The sequence below is a fragment of the Paractinoplanes maris genome, from assembly GCF_023544465.1.
Lineage (GTDB): Bacteria > Actinomycetota > Actinomycetes > Mycobacteriales > Micromonosporaceae > Actinoplanes > Actinoplanes maris.
In genome coordinates this window covers 33,909-51,004 of record NZ_JALPVL010000007.1, presented here as the reverse complement: position 1 = coordinate 51,004, position 17,096 = coordinate 33,909, and the positions used below count along the sequence as shown (strand labels likewise).

Genomic DNA, 17,096 nt, shown 5'->3' with positions numbered 1-17,096 from the left:
CGAGCGTGGGCCCCGAATTCCGCGAGCAGCGACCATGAAAACCGAGCCGGCCGAGGAAGTCGCCATGTCTTCAGCACCGCCCCCTGTCGCCACCCTGCACAAGGTGTGGATCCAAGTCGTCGTCACCGGACTGATCATCGGTGCGGCCTTCATCGCCGTCTACGTGGGACTGCAACGGGATCCCGAGCCGCGCCGGCTGCCGCTGGCGGTGGCCGGGCCGGAACTGGCCGGTGCCGCACGCTCGGGGCTGGGCGACGCCGTCGACGTCACCCAGGTCGCCGGCCTTGCCGAGGGCGCCGAGCTGGTCCGTAACGGTGATGCCGTTGCCGTCGTCGGCGCGACGTCGCCCACGTCCCTGCTCCTCGAGTATTCGGGTGCCAGCGGTATCAGCGAGAGCGGGGCGGTGCGCCAACTGGTCGCCGGCCTGGCCGGGCCGGCGGGGCTCACCGTCGAGGAGACCGACATCGTCCCGTTGACCCGCTACGACGCGCGCGGGCTGGCCACGTTCTATGTGGTCTTCGGGGTCACGCTCGCCTCGTTCGTCCTGGCTCAGGGTCTCACTGGTGCGGCCGGGGCCGTGCGCCTGCGGCACCGGCTGTATGCGATCGGTGGTTTCGCCGTCGTCATCGGTGTGGTCGCCGCCACCATCGCCGGGCCCATCTACGGATCGCTGAAGGCGCCGTTCCTGCTGCTGGCTCTGTCGCTGAGCCTTCTCTCGGCCGCCAGCGCGTTCGCGACCAAGGCGATGGGTGTCTGGCTCGGACCGGCCGGCTTCGGGCTGGCCGTTCTGATCCTCACCACGATCGGCAACGCGACCAGTGGGGCGACCCTCGGCTACGACGTGCTGCCGGCGTGGGCCCAGGCGGTCTCCGCGAAGCTGCCACCGGGGGCTGCGGTGCGCGCCGTCAACGACTTCGGATATTACGACGGGTCGCACGCGGCCATGCCTCTGATCGTCCTGGCCGTCTGGGCCCTCGCCGGCTTCGGCCTGGTCCTGCTGCGGCAGCGGGCCGCCGCGCCGCGCGTGACGAAGGAGCTTCCGGTCGAGGCCCTGTCCTCGCGGTGACATCACGGCCGGCTCCATCACGAACGGGCTCGGCCGGGGTGACGGCCGAGCCCGTTCTCTCGTGACCTGCCGGCTCGTTACTTCGCGGTGCCGAGCACCCGGCTGAGGAAGGCGATGCCCTGCGTGATGGCTCCCTCGGCGGCGAAGGTGTGCCGCAGCGGGTTGAGCCCGACGAAGTCGTGGATGATGCCGCCGTAGCGCACCGTGGTGACCGGGACGCCGGCCGAGCGCAGTTTGGCGGCGTACGCCTCACCTTCGTCGCGCAGCACGTCGCCCTCGGCCACGATGACCAGCGCCTCGGGCAGGCCGGCCAGGTCGTCCGTGGTCGCCCGCAGCGGTGAGGCGGTGATCTCGGCCCGCTGCGCCGGGTCGGACGTGTACTGGTCCCAGAACCACTTCATCGCCTCCCGGGCCAGGAAGTAACCCTCGGCGAACTGGTGGTACGACCCGGTGTCGAAGGAGGCATCGGTCACCGGGTAGAAGAGCAGCTGACCCTGGAACTGCACGCCCCCGCGCTGCTTGGCCAGGATCGTGGTGACCGTGGCCATGTTGCCGCCGACCGAGTCGCCGGCGACCGCGATGCGGTCGGTGGCGAGCCCTTGCTCGGGGCCGTTCATGCTGATCCAGTCGGCCACCGCGTAGACCTGCTCGATCTGCGTCGGGTACTGCGACTCGGGGGCCAGGTCGTAGTCCGGGAAGACCACCGCGGCGTTCACCCCGACGGCCAGTTCACGGACCAGCCGGTCGTGGGTCTCCGGGCCGCCGAACACCCAGCCGAGACCGTGTACGTAGAGGATCGTCGGAAGAACGCCGGTGGAGTTCGGCGGCCGGACGATCCGGACCCGCACCTTGCCCGTCGGACCGCCCTCGATCTCGAGGTCGGAGATGTCGGCGTCCGGCAGGTGCGGCGGCGGGTCGGTCTGCACCCCGATGACAATCTTGCGTCCCTCGGCGGGCGGCAGCTGGTAGAGGAACGGCGGCTTCGCGTTGGCGTCGGCGAAAGCCTGTGCCGGCGTCTCGAGCACGGGCTTGACGGGCTCCGTCATCAGTGAATCTCCTTAGTTGTCACCGCGTTCGCGGTTTCTCCATCGTCGTCAGCGCCGGCCGCCGGGACATCCGACAGATGACTGCGCCGTGCCCGAGGCCGGCGACGGTTGCTGGGGAGTCACCGTGGAGAGGAGGTCAGGTCCGTCAGCGCGGCCGACAGGTGGGCTCGCTTGCTGATGCCGAGCTTCGGGAAGATCCGGTAGAGCACTGCCCCGACCGTGCGGTGCGACAGGTAGACCTGGTCGGCTATCTCCTTGTTGGTCAGCCCGGACGCGGCCAGCTGGGCGATCCGCAGCTCCCGCGGTGTCAGATCGGGACACTTGCGGTCCGCCGCCACATGCGGCGGGGTCGGCATACCCGATGCCCGTACCTCGTCCTCGGCCCTCGCCGCCCACCGCACCGCCCGTGCCTCGGTGAACGCGTGCCGGGCCAGAGCCAGATGGTCCTTGGACTCGTCGGTGCGGCGCCGGCGGCGCAACCATCGGCCGTACAGCAACCGGGTCCGCGCCAGCTCCAGGGTGGCGCCGGCCTGGGCGCCGGCGACGAGGGAGGCCTCGAAGTGAGCTGCTGCGTCATCGCCGCCGACCACCAGCGCGAGCGCCCGCTCGACGATCATGGTGAGCCGGGGCGAGACGAACGCAGCCGCCTGGACCGAAGCGTCCCGCAGGCAATCGGCGACCTCCGAGGCCCGGCCCAGCAGGACGGCGACCTCGGTGAGATCGGCCAGCGACCACAGCGCGCGGATGGGATGCCATCGCAGGTCCCACAGATGCTCCCAGGCGTCGATCGGGCGATTCTCGTCCAGCGCCAGCAGACCAGCCGCCCACTGCCCGTCGAGCGACGCCATCCCGCCGGCTTCGGCGGGCGTTTCGCCCAGCCGGCCCAGCATCTCGCGGGCCGCCTGGTGGTCGCCCAGCCAGACGTGACTGAGTGCTGCCCCGGCCGCTGCCATGCCGGCGATGTGCTGGGCGCCGCTGGTGCTGCTCAGATGAAAAGCGTGGTCCGCGTCCGCCAGCGCGCCGGACAGGTCGCCGGCCAGGAAACGCTGCATGCCGCGCCCGCGCAGGCATTGCGCCTCGTCGACCGGGGCCCCCGAGCGCTGCGAGATCTCCGCACCCAGCTGCCAGGCGGCGAGCGCGGTCGGGTGGTCGTGAACGGCCTCGGCGGCGATCGCCCCGGCGATCATCGCGTAGGCCGAGTCCGGCACCCGATCGACCAGGTCGCGGACAGCCGGCTTGAGCAGCGCCGCCCGGGCCGGTGTGACGACGGTGGCCAGAGCCAGCGTCTTCATCGGTGACGACGACTCGATGGCGTCGAGGTCGGCTTCGACGCTGCGCCACTGCTGCTGCGGAAGGTTCTTGCCCCGGCAGTTGACGGCGGCACACCAGAGAATGCTGATCCGCTGCTCGGGATAACCGCGTCCGCCGGGACCGCCCAGCCGGCGACTCATCGAACGGAAGTCGTCGGTGGCCATTCCCCGGAGGGTGGCGACCATGCTGATGGCGAGATGGGTCACGGCGATCCGCACGATGGAGTCGGGGTCGTCGGCCAGCTCGATGGCCTCGCGCAGCAGCAGGCTCGCGGTGTCGAGCTGGCCGGCCATGTTGGCCGCCTGCGCGGCGAGCGCGAGGCGCCTGCCCCGGTTCGGCGTCAGCGGAGTCAGCCGCGCCGATCGGGCGAAGGCGGCCGACGCTTCGGCCTGGGCCCCGCGCTGGTGTGCCCGGCGTGCGGTCTCCTCCAAGGAGGCGGCCACGGACTCGTCGTGGTCGGTGCTCGCCGCGGCGCGATGCCACGCGAACCGGCCCGCGTCGCTGGTCACGTCGGCCAGGACGAGGTGCGCCCGCACCACTTCGGTGGCGGGGGCCGCTCCGTACACCGCGGAGGGCAGGATCGGGTGGCGGAACGTGAGGGTGGCGTCGGTCAGCGCGACCAGTCCGGCGCGTTGCAGGGGCGTCATGTCGGCGGCGTCGAGGCCGAGGCGCAGGGCTGCGGTCATCACCTCCGGCAGGGGCATCCCTTCGCCGGCCGCGGCGAGCAGCAGCAAGGCCCGGCTGCGTTCGGGCAGCTCGGCCACCCGGTCCAGGAAGGCGCTCTCCAACCGGCCCGTGGTCGCCCGGTCCGGGAGCTCTCCGGTGAGCCGGCGACGATCGAACGCGGCCGCGAGTTCCAGGGCGACCAGAGGGTTCCCGCGCGCGGCCCGCAGGATGTCCGCCCGGCGCGAGGGAGCGGGTGCGCCGGCCGAGCGGTCGAGGATCGTGGCGATCGAGTCGTCGGGCAGCGGCCTCAGATGCAGTCGTTCGGCCGAGATCGACCGTAGCTCCACGGGATTGCCTTCGTCGCGCAGCGTGGCTATCAGCACGACCGGTAGGTGCCGGATCCGGCGGGCGATGAAGGCGATCACATCGACACTGGACCGATCGAGCCAGTGGGCGTCCTCCACCACCAGCAGCAGCGGCCGGCGATGGGCCGCCTCCTCGACCAGGCCGAGCGCGCCCAGGCTGATCATCAGACGATGAGGCAGGTCGCCGTGGGACAGGCCGAGGGCGGTCGACAAGGCTGCGCGTTGCCGTGCCGGTAGGGCGGGCAGTCCGCCCAGCAGCGGCTGAAGAAGCTGGTGCAGGCCGCTGAAGCCGGGTGACGCGCCATGCTGGAGGCCGGCGCAGTGAACGTGTCGCAGGCCGACGGCCCGGCCGGCCCGAGCCGTCGCGGCCACCAGGGCGGTCTTGCCGATGCCCGGCTCACCGTCGACGACGACGACGGTGCCCTCGTACGGCAGACGCCCGAAGCTTCGGGTCAGGCGGTCCAGCTCCTCGTCGCGACCGACGAGGTGCCGGGATCGCATCGGCTCCGTGGTGGCCGGCCGGTCGTGCCGGATCCGGCCGACGGTGGCCGGCACCACGGCCGGGTCGCCGGGAGCTCGCGGGCTCACCGGGCGTCGATCAGGGCCTGGCCGACCTGGCGGCGGTCGGTGATGGACAACTTGGCGAAGGCCCGGTAGAGGTGGCTGCCGATCGTCCGGTGCGACAGGAGCAACTGGGCGGCGATCTCCCGGTTCGACAGACCGCCGGCGGCGAGCTCGGCGACCTGCCGCTCCTGAGGGGTCAAACTTTCGGTGGGCCCGAACTCGGTGGGGGAGGGGCGGGTGGAGACGCCCGCGGCCTCCAGCTCCCGGTGCGCCAGCGTCGCCCAGGGCTGCGCACCGGCCGCGTGGAAGATGGCCACTGCGGTCGACAGGTGCTCCCGGGACCGGACGATCCGGCGCCGGCGCCGCAGCCACCGTCCGTAGGTCAGGTGGCTCCGGCCGGATTCGAGCGCCGAGCCCGCCCGGTCCGCGGCGGCGATCGAGCTCTCGTAGAACACCCGCGCGTCCGCCGACGAATCGAGCAGCGCCCGCGCCCGGTGAGCCAGAGCGGTGAGGTGCTCCGAGCGCAGATTCCGGGCGGTCGCCTCGGCTGCCGCCACCGGGCCGGTCATCAGGTCGGCTCGGCCGGACATGACGGCGGCCTCGGTGCGGTCCGCCACCGCCCAGGCGGCCGTCACCGGGTGGGCGCCGACGGCCTGCAGGTCGATCCAGGCCGCGCGGTAGCGGCCCTGCACGAGAGCGGTGAGCCCGGCCGCCCAGCCGCGACGCGCTCTCGTGGACGACCACGATGCCGGTTCGTAGCTGTGCTTCCTCTCGTCACCGGTCCACGCGTGGGTGACGGCCAGGACCGCGTGAGCTTCGGCCTCGACCGCTGCGAGCCCGAGCGCGCGAGCCAGCCGGCGCGCCTCGCTCGCCTCCGCGCAGGCCCGCCGGAGATCGCCGGCGAGCACCCTCAGCAGCGACAGGCAGAGCAGTTCCTGAGCGTGATCCGCTGATCGTCCACCCTCGCGCAGCAACCGCGCCGCCTTCTCATGGACGGCGACGGCCCCCCGCGGATCGTGGATGGCCTGCGCCGCCCGTCCCAGGATCATCAGCAGGGCCGGGTCATCGCCCGTGCCGCCCAGTTCACCCAGCCGGTCCCGGATGCCCGGGCCGTGGCGGGCCGGGTCGAGAATGGCCAGCGCGGCCGCGCGGACCGGATCCCTTCGCGCCGGATCGAGCGCCGTGAGCTCGGCTGCGGCTTCCTCGAGGACCGGCGCCGCCGGGGTCAAGGTGGTCGACAACACGGCCGCCGCGGCCAGCAGGCGCCGCCGCTCGGCCACGCGGGGCCGCTCATCCAGCCGGGCCAACCGGCGCGACAGGGCCAGCAGCATCGCGATGTCGCCGGCACCGGCCCCGCGACTGTTGCGATCGCCGGCGCGGGTGATCGCCAGGGTGGTCACGTCCGGCGACTCCCCGACGGCCGCGTGGGCCTCGTGCAGCAGGCGATCGGTGGTCCGCGTCTGGCCGGCCTGGCGGGCGAGCTCGGCGGCGTCTCCCAGGCGGCCGGCTCGGACGTCGATGCCGGGCGACAGATCGGCCGACCACGTCAGCACGGTGATCGCCTCGGCCAGAGCTCCTCGCCCGGTCGCCCGGTGGGCGAGGAGTTCCAGTGCGGCGGCGACCTTCCCGTCCTGATGCGGTGTCGCGGCGGCCAGGTGCCTGGCTACCTGCAGCGGCTCACCACTGACCCCGGCCAGAGCCCGATGGACGGTGATCCGGTCGGTCATCGCGGCGCCGGCGTACAGGATGGCTCCGAGCAGCGGCGGCCGCAGCCGGAATCGCTCGCCGCTGAGGTCGAGCAGCCCGCGCCGGGTCAGCTCCTGGACGTCGGCCGGGCCCGCGCCGATCGACCAACCGGCCCGCAACAGCTCCGAGGTCGTCGCCCGCGCGGCGGCCGCGGCACACAACAACAGCAGCTGGGTGGTCTCGGGCAGCGTCCGCACCTCGTCCAGGAACGAGTTCGCCAGCCGGTCGGTCGGCGGGAACTCGGCCGGCCCGGTCACGGCCCCGCTCAGCTTGCGAATCGCGGCGGACGCGTACTCGACCAGGGCCAGCGGATTGCCTGCGGCCGCCTCGAGGATGCGGGTGCGTTCGGCGTCGGGCAGGTCGCGGGCCGAGCGCTCCAGCAGCTGCGCCGCCTCGCCCTCGCTCATCGGCGGCAAATGGGTGACCGTCCCGGGGACCGGCGTGCCGGACAGGCCGTCGACGGCGCGGCTGGTGGCCAGCAGGACGACGGCCGTGTGGGCAACCTCGCCGGCCACGAAGGACAACACGTCCGCGGTCGAGGCGTCCAGCCATTGCCAGTCGTCGACCAGCAACACCACCGGCCGGCGGGCGGCGGCCAGTTCGAGCAGTCCCAGGACGGCGAGCCGTACGGACGGCAGGTCCGGGTCCGGCCCGTCGAGCTCGCTGAACGACGCCGACAGGGCCGTCCGTTGCCGATGGGGGAGCCGGGGTGCGTCGTCGAGCAGGGGGTACACGGCCTCGTGCAGGTGCCAGAGCTGGTTGCCCCGGTCATGCCGCGATCCGGTGCATCGCAGAACGCTGAACCCGGCTGCTCGCGCTGCCTCGTGGGCCGCGTCCAGCAGGGTTGTCTTGCCCGTCCCGGGACCGCCGGCGATGGTGACCGCACCGGTCCCGCGGACCTCGGACAGGGCGGTGGCGATCAGCGATAGCTGATCGGCCCGCCCGATGATGGGTGAGTTGTTCTCGAGATCGCCCGACATGCAAGCTCCCTCCGGCCGAGACCGATAACGAACCGAGCCCGCTCAGTCTCACCGAGCGTTCTGAAGTTCGACTTATCTGCCGCTGATCCCGGCCGGGCGGTCACTGCCGCTGCGGCGACGAGGGTCGTTCATCGGTCCAGTCGATGACCAGCCGGCGATCAGCGATGAGCCAGCCGGTGCCGGTCCGGACGAAGGTGTCGAGGTAGCGGATGGCCATGATCAGAAGATTCCGGACCCCGTCCCGGTCGTGGAGATGATGGGCCAGGCAGTACGTCTCCCCGGTGGCCGAGTCGCCGTCCACCGTCACGGTCGACTGGCCGTTGAGGTAGGTGGTGACGGCGTACTGGGCCATGAGGCCTTGGAACGCCTCGACCAGCTGCTCACGACCCTGGACCTGCTGGATCGGCGCTCGCAGGTCCGGGTCGCCGTCGAAAAGGGTGACCCGGCCGTCGGCGGTGAAGACCTCCGCCTGCCGGTGCGGATCACGCCGGTCGGCATGGTGGGCGTAGGCGTCGACCAGCTCCCGCAGAGCCAGCCGGTCATCGATGGTGCTCATGCCGGCACCGGCGTGTCGAGCATGGTGTAGAGGTGCTTGATCCGGCCGTCCTCGACGATGGAGATGTCCGTACCGCTGACGACCGGGGGCTGCCCGGCCGGTCCGAGCTGCCAGGACAACAGCGTCAGGTTCTGCACCGTCCGGACCTCGCCGACCGGGGTGAAGGCGAAGCCGGGGGCCTCGTCCAGCAGGCGCTGGACTTTGCGATCGAGTGCGTCCCAGCCGACGATGACCTCCTCGGGGTCGGCGAAGGTCACGTCCTCGGCGTAGACCTCGCGGATGGCCGCGGCCCGCGCGTCCGGGTCGCGTTGGCCGAAGACCTCCAGGAGGTTCTTGTGGGCCAGCACCACGTTGTGGTTGTCCATGACAGGCTCCGCTCTCTCGCTTGGCTACTCAGCGTAATTAACTTGCTTTGGCAAGCATATGCTTCAGGGATGTCTGACGGGGCCCGGCGCTGTGCGACGATCAGCACATGGATGACGCCCCACAGCCGTTGACCCCGGACGAGGAGAGGCTCTGGCGTGCCGTCAACCGCATGCTCTTCACGCTGCCCAAGGCTCTCGACCAGGATCTGCAGAAGCTCACCGGCCTGAACAGCTCGCGCTACGGCATCCTGTTCAACCTGTCCGAGGCGCCCGAGCAGACGCTGCGGATGAACGAGCTCGCCGAGCGCACCGCGTTGTCGGCCAGCCGGGTCAGCCGCGTGGTGGACAGCCTGGAGGCCGACGGCTGTGTGCGCCGGTGGCCGGCGGCCGAGGACGGCCGGGGCTTCCGGGCGACCTTGACACCGCGCGGCCTCGCTCGCCTTCAGGCCGCCTGGCCGGGGCACCTGCTCAGTGCCCGGCGGCGGGTGATGTCGCCGGTGGCGGAGACCGGGATCGACGTCGCGCGGCTCACCGAACTGGTGGAGCGCATCGTCGACCGTGCCGAGGCACCGTAAGGATTTCGGGCTTCTCATTCCGCCGCCAGGACCTGCGGCACGTCGTTGCGCAACGCGGCCAGAGCGGGGATCACGGTCGCCGGAACGATCAGGATCGCGCCCAGCGCGGCAACCGAGGCGACCGCGGCCGGAGCCCCGGTCGTGAGCAGCGCCGCGGCCCCTTGGCCGGTGGCCCACCCACCCACGACCAGCGTCGCCGCCACCACCGCCGAGCCCAGCAGCAAGGCGGTGCCGACGTAGATCACCGCCTCGGCGACGGCCGCGGCGACCACCGTCGCTCTCGTTCCGCCGGTCGCCACCACGAGAGCGACCTCGCGTTCCCGGGTTCTGCTGGACATGAAGATGGTCGCGGCCGCGCCCAGAAGGGCGAGCAGGACCGGGCCACCCAACAACAGCACCACGGTCCCGGCCGTCACCGAGCCGGATCCCCCACCCGCGCCGGCCGCGGCATAGAGCCCGCCGGCCAGGGCGATCGAGACCATGAGGGGATTGATGGCCGGGATGCTGAGCCCACTGGCCGACGTCGTCGCGTTGCGGGCCAGATACCAGCCGGTGGATCGCGACTCCGGCAGCGCACGGGTCCAGCCGTCGATCAGCCGGGCCATGAAGGCCGGCGCGAGGGCGACGAGGGCGAGCGCCAGCAGGGGACTGAACAGCATCAACGGGGCACCTACCTGCTCCGGGGCCCGGCCGCGCAGGGACGCGCCGACCGTGGCGAGCACCGCGAGGGTCGCCGCCCCCAGAACCCACCGGCGCCAGGTCATCGTCGCCACGGCGACGTCGGCCTCCCGCAGCGTCTGGATGATCGGGACCCGGCCCGCCGAGCGCACCCCCCGCCTGCTCCCGGTCACGACAAGGGCGACGACGAACACGGTCACCGCCGCGCCCGACACCGGGCCGAACCGGGGCTCGACCTCGGCCAGGCCCTCGGAGGCACCGAAGCCGTACCGGAACACCGGCCCGGCCAGAGGAACAGCCAGGACCAGACCGGCCACCGAGCCGATCAGAGCCAGCGTCGCGAGCTGGGCGTACACCACGGCGCGAATCTGGCGCGCCCGCAGACCGGCCAGCTGCCACACCGCGTAGTCCCGTTGTTTCAGCGTGGTGACGAGGCCGCTGACCGAACTCAGCACGACAAATCCGGAGGCCAGGCTGAGGACGGTCATCGTCCCGCTGATGGCGTACAGGGCCAGGGCCGTGTTGCCCCCGGCCGCCACGCCGGTCTCCACGGTGGTCGCGACGACGGCGCCCACCATGGCGGCGGCCGCGGACACCACCACGATGCCCAGCCAGACACGTACGGATTCCAGCAGATCGGAGTAGACGAGACGCAGCATGCTCAAGCCCCGGCCGGCTGATCCTGGGCCAGCGCCGCGAAGACGTCCTCGACGCGAGGGCGCAGCAGGGTGCGATGGGTGGCGCCGTCGCGCAGGACGACGACCCGGTCGGCCCGGGCCGCGGCTTGCAGATCGTGCGTCACCATCACCACCGAGCCGCCGGCCCGGGCGATGCCCGCCAGCAGATCCAGGACCTGGCCACCGGCGTGGGTGTCCAGAGCGCCGGTGGGTTCATCGGCGAAGACGACGTCGGGGCGCATGGCCAGCACCCGGGCGATCGCCACCCGCTGCTGCTGCCCGCCGGAGAGCATGGCCGGCTTGTAGGACGCCCGATCCGACAGCGAGACCTGCTCCAGTGCCTCGTCGACGGCCTTCGCCCCGACCCGGCGCCGGGCCAGGCGTGCCGGTAGCGCCACGTTGTCGCGCGCCGACAGGGAACGGATCAGGTTGTACGACTGGAAGATGAAGCCGATGTGATCGCGACGGATCGTCGCCTGCGCGGGACGGCTCAGCCGGCTCAAGGGCTGCTCGAGGATGAAGACCTCGCCCGAGCTCACCGTCTCCAGGCCCGACAGGCAGTAGAGAAGCGTGGACTTGCCGGATCCGCTCGGGCCCACGATCGCCACGAACTCTCCGGCCGTGACCTGCAGCGAAATGCCGCGCAGGACCGGAACCGGAATCTCACCGCGCCCGGTCGGAAAGGTTTTCGTGATGTTCTTCGCCTCAACGACGTACTCGCTCATGGTGCCTTTCCCCGCTCGACGCCGACCGCCCCATGGTGGTCACGGTGCGATGACGTACGCATCGGTCATGTGACTCCGTGTGCCGACAGTTACTGTGCGTACATGTATTTGCTGGCTCAAGCAACTAGCGGCTATCGTCCGAACATCAACTGAGGGAGGTGGCGGCCGATGACTACCGGAGAAGGCGATGACGTGCGCCTCGGCCTGCTCGGACCCGTCCGGCTGTGGCGGCGAGGCCGGGAGATCCCGGCCGGTCCGCGTCACCAGCGGTTGATCCTCGCGTTGCTGCTCGCCCGGACCGGTCAGCTGGTCGAGACGCAGGAGTTCGCTCGCCTGCTCTGGGACGGTGACCCGCCACCGACCGCGAAGAACATGATCCAGCGGTACGTCGGCGGGCTGCGGCGCCTCCTCGAGCCCGACCTGGCACCTCGCACCCCGAGCCGATTGCTGCTGAGCGACGCGGGCGGCTATCGACTGGTCCTGCCCGAGCGGGCGAGTGACCTCCTCGAGTTCCGTCTCGTCCACGACGCGGCCCGGCGGGCGGCCGCATCCGGCGACGCCACCCGGGCACTGCGGCACTTTCTGGCCGGCCTGCGGTTGTGGCGGGGAAGAGTCGCGGCCGGGCTCGGCTCGGCTGTCGAGGTGTGCCCCGACCTGATGGCCATCGAGCGCGAGTACGTCGACGCCGTCCGCGGCGCCGCCGATGCGGCTCTGTGCTGCGGCGGTGAGTCCCAGATCCTTCCCCTCCTGCGGGAAGCCGTCTCCCGCACCCCGTTGGACGAGGCGCTGCAGGCCCGGCTCCTCAGAGTGCTGGCGGGCGACAGCAAACAGGCCGAGGCCGTCGTACGCTACGACGAGCTCCGCCGGGCCCTGGCGGACGAGCTGGGGGTCAGTCCCGGGCCGGAGCTGCAGGCGGCCTTCCAATCGGTTCTCCGCAGCGGCGACGCGGGTACACATGGCTCCCCGACGGCGCACCGGCCGGCTCAGCTGCCTTCGGATCTCCGGATGTTCGTGGGGCGGTCACGGGAACTGCGGGAGGCCTCCACTGTGCTCACGGCCGGTGGGCGGGCCATGGCGATCGTCGCCTTCGACGGTATGGCCGGAGTGGGAAAGTCGACGCTGGCGGTGCATCTCGGTCACCAGCTGACCACCCGATTCCCCGATGGCCAGCTCTACGCCGACCTGCACGGGTTCGGCGCCGACCGGCCGGTCGATCCGAGCGATGTCCTGCACCAGTTCCTCCTCGCGCTGGGCATCGACCCGCAACACATCCCGGCCGGTCTCGAAAGCCGGGCGGCGTTGTACCGCAGCGTCACCGCGGGGCGCCGGCTGCTCGTGGTCCTCGACGGTGCCGGCACGACCGAGCAGATCCGGCCGCTGCTGCCGGGGGCCAGCGGCAACGCCGTGGTGGTGACCGGCCGGCAGCGATTCACCGGTCTGTCGACCGGCCACGGCGCCACGCTCCTGAGCCTGGACGTCTTCTCCGCGCAGGAGGCAAGACTGTGCCTTGAACGGCGGCTCGGCACGGCCCGGGTCGACGCGGAATCGGCCGCCGCCCAGGAGATCGCCGAACGATGCGGACATCTTCCGCTCGCCCTGGCCCTGGTGGCGGCGCGTGCGGCGCTGGAAGACGACAGGCCGCTGCGATCCTTCGCCGGAGTCCTGAGCCACCGGCGCGGAACGCTGGAGGCCTTCACCGACGAAACGATGGATGTCGATATCAGGCGGGTTTTCGGGCAGTCGCAACGTCTTCTGAGCGCCGGCGCCGTCCGTATGTTGCGAGCGTTGGCACTTCACGGCGACCGGATCGTCACCACGGACACCGCCGCAGCCGTGGCCGGAGTGGCTCCGGCACAGGCGCGAGCGTCCCTGACCGAACTGGTCCGCCACCGCCTGCTGAACCGTCGCGGCGCCAGTCAGTTCGCCTTGCACGAACTCGTCCGGGCGTACGCCGCGGAGGACCACAGCGAAGCGCCGCTCTCGGGAGGCGACCGGCGATCGAACCTGCGGATAGCGTCGTGACCACCGGCGCGCCGTGCCGTCAGGCTTCGACCGAGTCACCGTGGCGCCTACCGCCGAGGTCGGCGCCGGGCCGTTCAGCGTGCGGGCCACCCATGGGCTGGGCGCCCCGCCGCGTCGGCACAGCGGCACCCTGTCACGAAGATCGACCGAGCTGGTCCTGCCAACGCCGCCGAGCAGTCGAAGCGTCCCCGGACATCACATCTGGCCGAAGTACACGCCCCACACCCACACGGCGACGGACACCGTCCCGGCCACCGGGATAAGCATGAGCATGAGGAAAACGGCAGGCCAGGCCCACGCGATGGGCTGCTGATCGTTCGTTGCGAGGGACATGAGTTCTCCAGATGACGTCGTTGCGCGACACCATCGATCCTTCGCTCGAACAGCGCTTTCCACATCTGCTCACAGGCGAATCAGATGCGAGCCGGGTACGACTTTGGTTGGACCCGCAACGGCACCTCGATCAGGCGCGCAGGGCCCGGACGATCTCGGCCGCGACCGGCGCCGAGGAAGCCGGGTTCTGACCGGTGATCAGCCTGCCGTCGACGACGACGTGCGGCTGCCAGTCCGCGCCCGCGTCGTAGGTGGCGCCGAGCGCGACCAGCCGGTCCTCGACCAGCCAGGGCGCCTTCGGAGCCAGGCCGGCGGCGGCCTCCTCCGCGTTGCTGAACGCGGTGACCCGGCGCCCGGCGATGAGCTCGGGGTGCACCGGGAGCAGGGCGGCGACGCCGTGGCAGACCAGAGCGAGCGGCGTGCCGGCGGCCAAGGCCTTCTCGATCAGGGCGGCCGAGTCCGCGTCCGTGGCCAGGTCCTCCATCGGGCCGTGGCCGCCGGGGTAGTAGACCGCGGCATACGCGTCGAGGTCGACATCGGCCAGGCGCACCGGTGACGGCACGACCGGCGGCTCGTCGTCGCCGAGGCTGGCCTGGTCGACGGTCGGCGCCACGCCGCCGGGGGTGGCGACCTCGACGGTGTAGCCCGCCTCGGTCAGCGCCCGGTAGGGCGCCTGGAACTCCTCCGCCCAGAACCCGGTGGGGTGGCGGGTGCCGTCCTTGAGCGTCCAGTGGTCGGATGCGGTCATCACGAACAGAACCTTGGTCATGCCCCGACGGTATGCCGCCGGGGCATCCGCATCCCAATAGAATTGCCGGTGTGACCGATCAGATTTCCGATGGGCGCCTTGACCTGCTGCGGAGCTTTCTCGCGGTCTATCGCGCCGGGTCGATCACCGGCGGCGCCCGGGCTCTGGGTTTGTCGCAGCCCACGGTCACCGGCCAGATCCAGGCGCTGGAGCAGCAGTGGGGGCGGCAACTCTTCCAGCGGGTGCCGCGCGGCGTGCTGCCGACCACGGTCGCCGACGAGCTGGCCGCCCGGGTCGCCGGCCCACTGGACGAGCTGGCGCTGGTGACGGCGCCGGTTGCGGCATCGGCGCCGTCCGAGCCGGTCCATCTGGGTGGTCCAGCCGAGCTGCTGGCTCTACGGGTGATGCCTTCGCTGGCTTCGCTGGTCACTCGTAGTGTGCGGCTGCGAGTCACGGCCGGGCTGGCCGACGATCTGCTGGACGGTTTGCGACAAGGGCGCTACGACTTGGTCATTTCCACCGTACGGCCGAGAGGGCGCGTCCTGACGGCCACTCCGCTGACCGACGAGGAGTTTGTGCTCGTGGCGGCAGGCCCGGTGGACGACCTCGAACGGGCGCCCCTGATCGCGTACGCGGAAGATGTTCCGATCGTCCGACGGTATTGGCGGCACGTCTTCGGGCGCCGCCTGACCACCCGCCCCGCTGTCGTCCTCGCCGACCTGCGTGGCGTGCTGTCCATGGTGGTTGCGGGCGGGGGCTGGACGGTGCTGCCGCGTTACCTCTGCGCCGCCGAACTCGAGTCGGGTGCGCTGACGCTGCTCAACGATCCCGACGACCCGCCGATCAACACGGCTTATCTGGTCGAGCGGACCGCCGCCCCGGCGACGGCGCACCTGGCGCTGGTGCGGGCGGCGCTGCTGAGCGCCGGCCCAGCCTGGTGACCGGGCTTTCGCCGGTGCGGCGGGGGCAAGGCGTGGCGCCCGGCTGGAGGGTGCGGCCGCGTCGGTGCCGCTGCTGGTGAACGTCGACAGTCTCGCTTGCGTTGAACGATGAATGAGAGCCGTCTGGCCGGACCGTTCCATCCTCGGCCGGTAAGCAAGCGAGGGGAGTGCCGACCAGTGACCGAAGTTCCGGACGTACGAGATCGGCTGACCACCCGGACGACGGCCCAGCACACGTCGGGCCGTCGTCCCGGGGGCCGTGGCTCACATCGCCACCAGTAAGCGCCGGATCGCCGCCGAGCAGAGCTGGGGACCACCGGGCCCGTGCCGGGCCGGGCCGGGCGCTAGGCTCCCCGCGTGATCGGACACATTGCGGCCCTGGCCTTGACGCCTGCCGTCGGCTTGACCGCCGCGCTCGCCCCCACCGTGCCCGCGCCGTCGGACGTGCGGGTGGCCTGGACCTCCGCCGCGCGGACCGACGTGGCGATCACCTGGGACGAGACCGGCGCGACGCGCAACCGGCTGACGCTGGTCCGCGCCGACGACGGTGTCGCCGCAAGCGTGGAACCGAAGCTCGTCGAGGCCGATCAGCCCAACCGTGCGCTGCTGTGGCAGGGCCTGCACGACACCGATTTCCGGGTACGGGTGGTGGCGGTCGACGCGGACGGCGCCGAGATCAGCGAGCCCGCGTTCTCGCCGGTGTTCGACACCGACCGGGTCCCGGCGGCACGCATCGTCGGCGTGGTGCCGCGCGAGGACGGGTCGATCCTGATGACGTGGCGTCCGGGCCCGTACACCGACCCGAACCCGGGCGACCCGCTGGACACCCCGGAACCGTCGCGGTACATCCCGATCGCCACGCTGTTCGAGTTCAACCACTTCGAGCAGTTGGCCGAGCCGACGACCGCGACGTCGTTCGTCGTGCCGCCGCGCCCCGGGCCGGTCGACGTCGGTCTGCGCACCGCGCCGAACGGCTGGTACGACTTCACGGATGTCAGCGCGTCCGTCCAGGGCAGCCGGTTGACCGCGACGATCCCCGCGACGGCCACGATCGGGGGCACGGTCACCGTGACCGGCCGGGCGGTCAAGCTCAACCGTCTGTGTGACCGGGGCCCGTGCCCGACCTACGAGGAGGACGACGCGGGCCGCGAGGTGCGGCTGCAGGAGCGCGCCGGGACCACGGCCCAGTGGCGGACGGTAGCCACGGCGAAGGCCCGCAAGGACGGCACGTACGCGCTCCAGGCTCCGTTCGCCGGCACTCGCGAATACCGGGTGGTCGCACCGGTGATCGCGCTGGCCCCGCGCCGGACGGCCCAGGTGTTCGCCGCGACGGCCGCGACCACGACGACCGGCGTGACCGGCCCCGCCGGTGATGGCGGCGGCGCGGGTGATGGCGGCGGCGCGGGTGACGGCGGTGGTTCCGGCGGTGGCCTGCCGATCACCGGTGCGCCGGTGGTGGCGCTCGCGGTCGGCGGCGGACTGCTGGTCGCGGTCGGCGCGGCGCTGGCCCTCACCGGCCGACGCCGCCAACGTTCCTCGCCGTCCGGCGAGTAGCGCCCGGCCCGGGCAGGTAACTGAGAGCGGAGCGGCCGTCGGCGGGCCCATGCATGCCGTGCCGATCCGCCGGAAGCCGCCTCATTGTTGAGCCCCGCGACGTGGGGCTTCTTCCGCAGGCTGCTCGTTGGCGACGATTACCGTCTGCTTGACCCGAGATTTGAGTTCCGACCAGTCC

At 71.8% G+C, this 17,096-nt stretch carries 14 protein-coding genes; 5 read left to right on the top strand and 9 right to left on the bottom strand.

Going from position 1 to position 17,096, the window contains the following annotated elements; all coding sequences use genetic code 11:
* Positions 1-64 precede the first annotated feature (64 nt).
* On the top strand, positions 65-1,066 hold the full coding sequence (locus NAG42_RS20930; RefSeq protein ID WP_250032215.1) for a hypothetical protein: 1,002 nt from the start codon (positions 65-67) through the stop codon (positions 1,064-1,066).
* A gap of 77 nt (positions 1,067-1,143) precedes the next feature.
* Here NAG42_RS20930 and NAG42_RS20925 read toward each other — a convergent pair whose 3' ends face one another.
* From NAG42_RS20925 to NAG42_RS20905, 5 genes are all read right to left on the bottom strand, one after another.
* Positions 1,144-2,112: an alpha/beta hydrolase gene (locus NAG42_RS20925; protein WP_250032214.1), complete on the bottom strand. Its 969-nt coding sequence runs from the start codon at positions 2,110-2,112 to the stop codon at positions 1,144-1,146.
* A 119-nt stretch (positions 2,113-2,231) separates the two neighbouring features.
* Positions 2,232-5,042 carry a helix-turn-helix transcriptional regulator gene (locus tag NAG42_RS20920; protein ID WP_250032213.1) on the bottom strand — a complete coding sequence of 937 codons (2,811 nt, stop codon included), beginning with the start codon at positions 5,040-5,042 and terminating at the stop codon, positions 2,232-2,234.
* A complete protein-coding gene (locus NAG42_RS20915) occupies positions 5,039-7,744 on the bottom strand; it encodes an AAA family ATPase (protein WP_250032212.1) in 2,706 nt (901 codons plus the stop codon). Before NAG42_RS20915 ends, NAG42_RS20920 begins: the two co-directional genes overlap by 4 nt.
* 100 nt (positions 7,745-7,844) lie before the next feature.
* Positions 7,845-8,300, bottom strand: a complete 456-nt coding sequence (locus NAG42_RS20910) for a nuclear transport factor 2 family protein (protein WP_250032210.1) — start codon at positions 8,298-8,300, stop codon at positions 7,845-7,847.
* The gene (locus tag NAG42_RS20905; protein ID WP_250032209.1) at positions 8,297-8,665 is read right to left on the bottom strand and encodes a nuclear transport factor 2 family protein; all 369 of its coding nucleotides are present in this window, start codon (positions 8,663-8,665) and stop codon (positions 8,297-8,299) included. The genes NAG42_RS20910 and NAG42_RS20905 overlap by 4 nt, the downstream gene beginning before the upstream one ends.
* 107 nt (positions 8,666-8,772) lie before the next feature.
* Here NAG42_RS20905 and NAG42_RS20900 point away from each other — a divergent pair, with 107 nt between their 5' ends.
* A complete protein-coding gene (locus NAG42_RS20900; protein WP_250032208.1) occupies positions 8,773-9,240 on the top strand; it encodes a MarR family winged helix-turn-helix transcriptional regulator in 468 nt (155 codons plus the stop codon).
* Positions 9,241-9,254: 14 nt separating this feature from the next.
* On the opposite strand, the gene NAG42_RS20895 is transcribed toward NAG42_RS20900, so the two are convergent.
* Both NAG42_RS20895 and NAG42_RS20890 read right to left on the bottom strand, forming a co-directional pair.
* Entirely contained in the window at positions 9,255-10,577 is a 1,323-nt protein-coding gene (locus NAG42_RS20895; protein ID WP_250032207.1) for an FtsX-like permease family protein, read from the bottom strand.
* Positions 10,578-10,579: 2 nt separating this feature from the next.
* Positions 10,580-11,320, bottom strand: a complete 741-nt coding sequence (locus NAG42_RS20890; protein ID WP_250032206.1) for an ABC transporter ATP-binding protein — start codon at positions 11,318-11,320, stop codon at positions 10,580-10,582.
* Positions 11,321-11,488: 168 nt separating this feature from the next.
* Between NAG42_RS20890 and NAG42_RS20885 the strand changes: the two genes are divergently transcribed.
* Entirely contained in the window at positions 11,489-13,342 is a 1,854-nt protein-coding gene (locus tag NAG42_RS20885; protein ID WP_250032205.1) for an AfsR/SARP family transcriptional regulator, read from the top strand.
* 195 nt (positions 13,343-13,537) lie between these two features.
* Here NAG42_RS20885 and NAG42_RS20880 read toward each other — a convergent pair whose 3' ends face one another.
* A complete protein-coding gene (locus NAG42_RS20880) occupies positions 13,538-13,675 on the bottom strand; it encodes a hypothetical protein (RefSeq protein WP_250032204.1) in 138 nt (45 codons plus the stop codon).
* Between the two features lie 130 nt (positions 13,676-13,805).
* The gene (locus tag NAG42_RS20875) at positions 13,806-14,444 is read right to left on the bottom strand and encodes a type 1 glutamine amidotransferase domain-containing protein (protein WP_250032203.1); all 639 of its coding nucleotides are present in this window, start codon (positions 14,442-14,444) and stop codon (positions 13,806-13,808) included.
* A 50-nt stretch (positions 14,445-14,494) separates the two neighbouring features.
* Here NAG42_RS20875 and NAG42_RS20870 point away from each other — a divergent pair, with 50 nt between their 5' ends.
* Together NAG42_RS20870 and NAG42_RS20865 are read left to right on the top strand one after the other, a co-directional pair.
* The gene (locus NAG42_RS20870; RefSeq protein WP_250032197.1) at positions 14,495-15,364 is read left to right on the top strand and encodes a LysR family transcriptional regulator; all 870 of its coding nucleotides are present in this window, start codon (positions 14,495-14,497) and stop codon (positions 15,362-15,364) included.
* A 357-nt stretch (positions 15,365-15,721) separates the two neighbouring features.
* Positions 15,722-16,918, top strand: a complete 1,197-nt coding sequence (locus NAG42_RS20865; RefSeq protein WP_250032195.1) for a hypothetical protein — start codon at positions 15,722-15,724, stop codon at positions 16,916-16,918.
* Positions 16,919-17,096 lie beyond the last annotated feature (178 nt).

What these genes read in the sequence shown, in the direction of transcription:
- NAG42_RS20930 (WP_250032215.1), top strand. Translation starts at nt 65, where the DNA reads ATGTCTTCAGCACCGCCCCCTGTCGCCACCCTGCACAAGGTGTGGATC.
- NAG42_RS20925 (WP_250032214.1), bottom strand. Translation starts at nt 2,112, where the DNA reads ATGACGGAGCCCGTCAAGCCCGTGCTCGAGACGCCGGCACAGGCTTTC.
- NAG42_RS20915 (WP_250032212.1), bottom strand. Translation starts at nt 7,744, where the DNA reads ATGTCGGGCGATCTCGAGAACAACTCACCCATCATCGGGCGGGCCGAT.
- NAG42_RS20910 (WP_250032210.1), bottom strand. Translation starts at nt 8,300, where the DNA reads ATGAGCACCATCGATGACCGGCTGGCTCTGCGGGAGCTGGTCGACGCC.
- NAG42_RS20905 (WP_250032209.1), bottom strand. Translation starts at nt 8,665, where the DNA reads ATGGACAACCACAACGTGGTGCTGGCCCACAAGAACCTCCTGGAGGTC.
- NAG42_RS20900 (WP_250032208.1), top strand. Translation starts at nt 8,773, where the DNA reads ATGGATGACGCCCCACAGCCGTTGACCCCGGACGAGGAGAGGCTCTGG.
- NAG42_RS20895 (WP_250032207.1), bottom strand. Translation starts at nt 10,577, where the DNA reads ATGCTGCGTCTCGTCTACTCCGATCTGCTGGAATCCGTACGTGTCTGG.
- NAG42_RS20890 (WP_250032206.1), bottom strand. Translation starts at nt 11,320, where the DNA reads ATGAGCGAGTACGTCGTTGAGGCGAAGAACATCACGAAAACCTTTCCG.
- NAG42_RS20885 (WP_250032205.1), top strand. Translation starts at nt 11,489, where the DNA reads ATGACTACCGGAGAAGGCGATGACGTGCGCCTCGGCCTGCTCGGACCC.
- NAG42_RS20880 (WP_250032204.1), bottom strand. Translation starts at nt 13,675, where the DNA reads ATGTCCCTCGCAACGAACGATCAGCAGCCCATCGCGTGGGCCTGGCCT.
- NAG42_RS20875 (WP_250032203.1), bottom strand. Translation starts at nt 14,444, where the DNA reads ATGACCAAGGTTCTGTTCGTGATGACCGCATCCGACCACTGGACGCTC.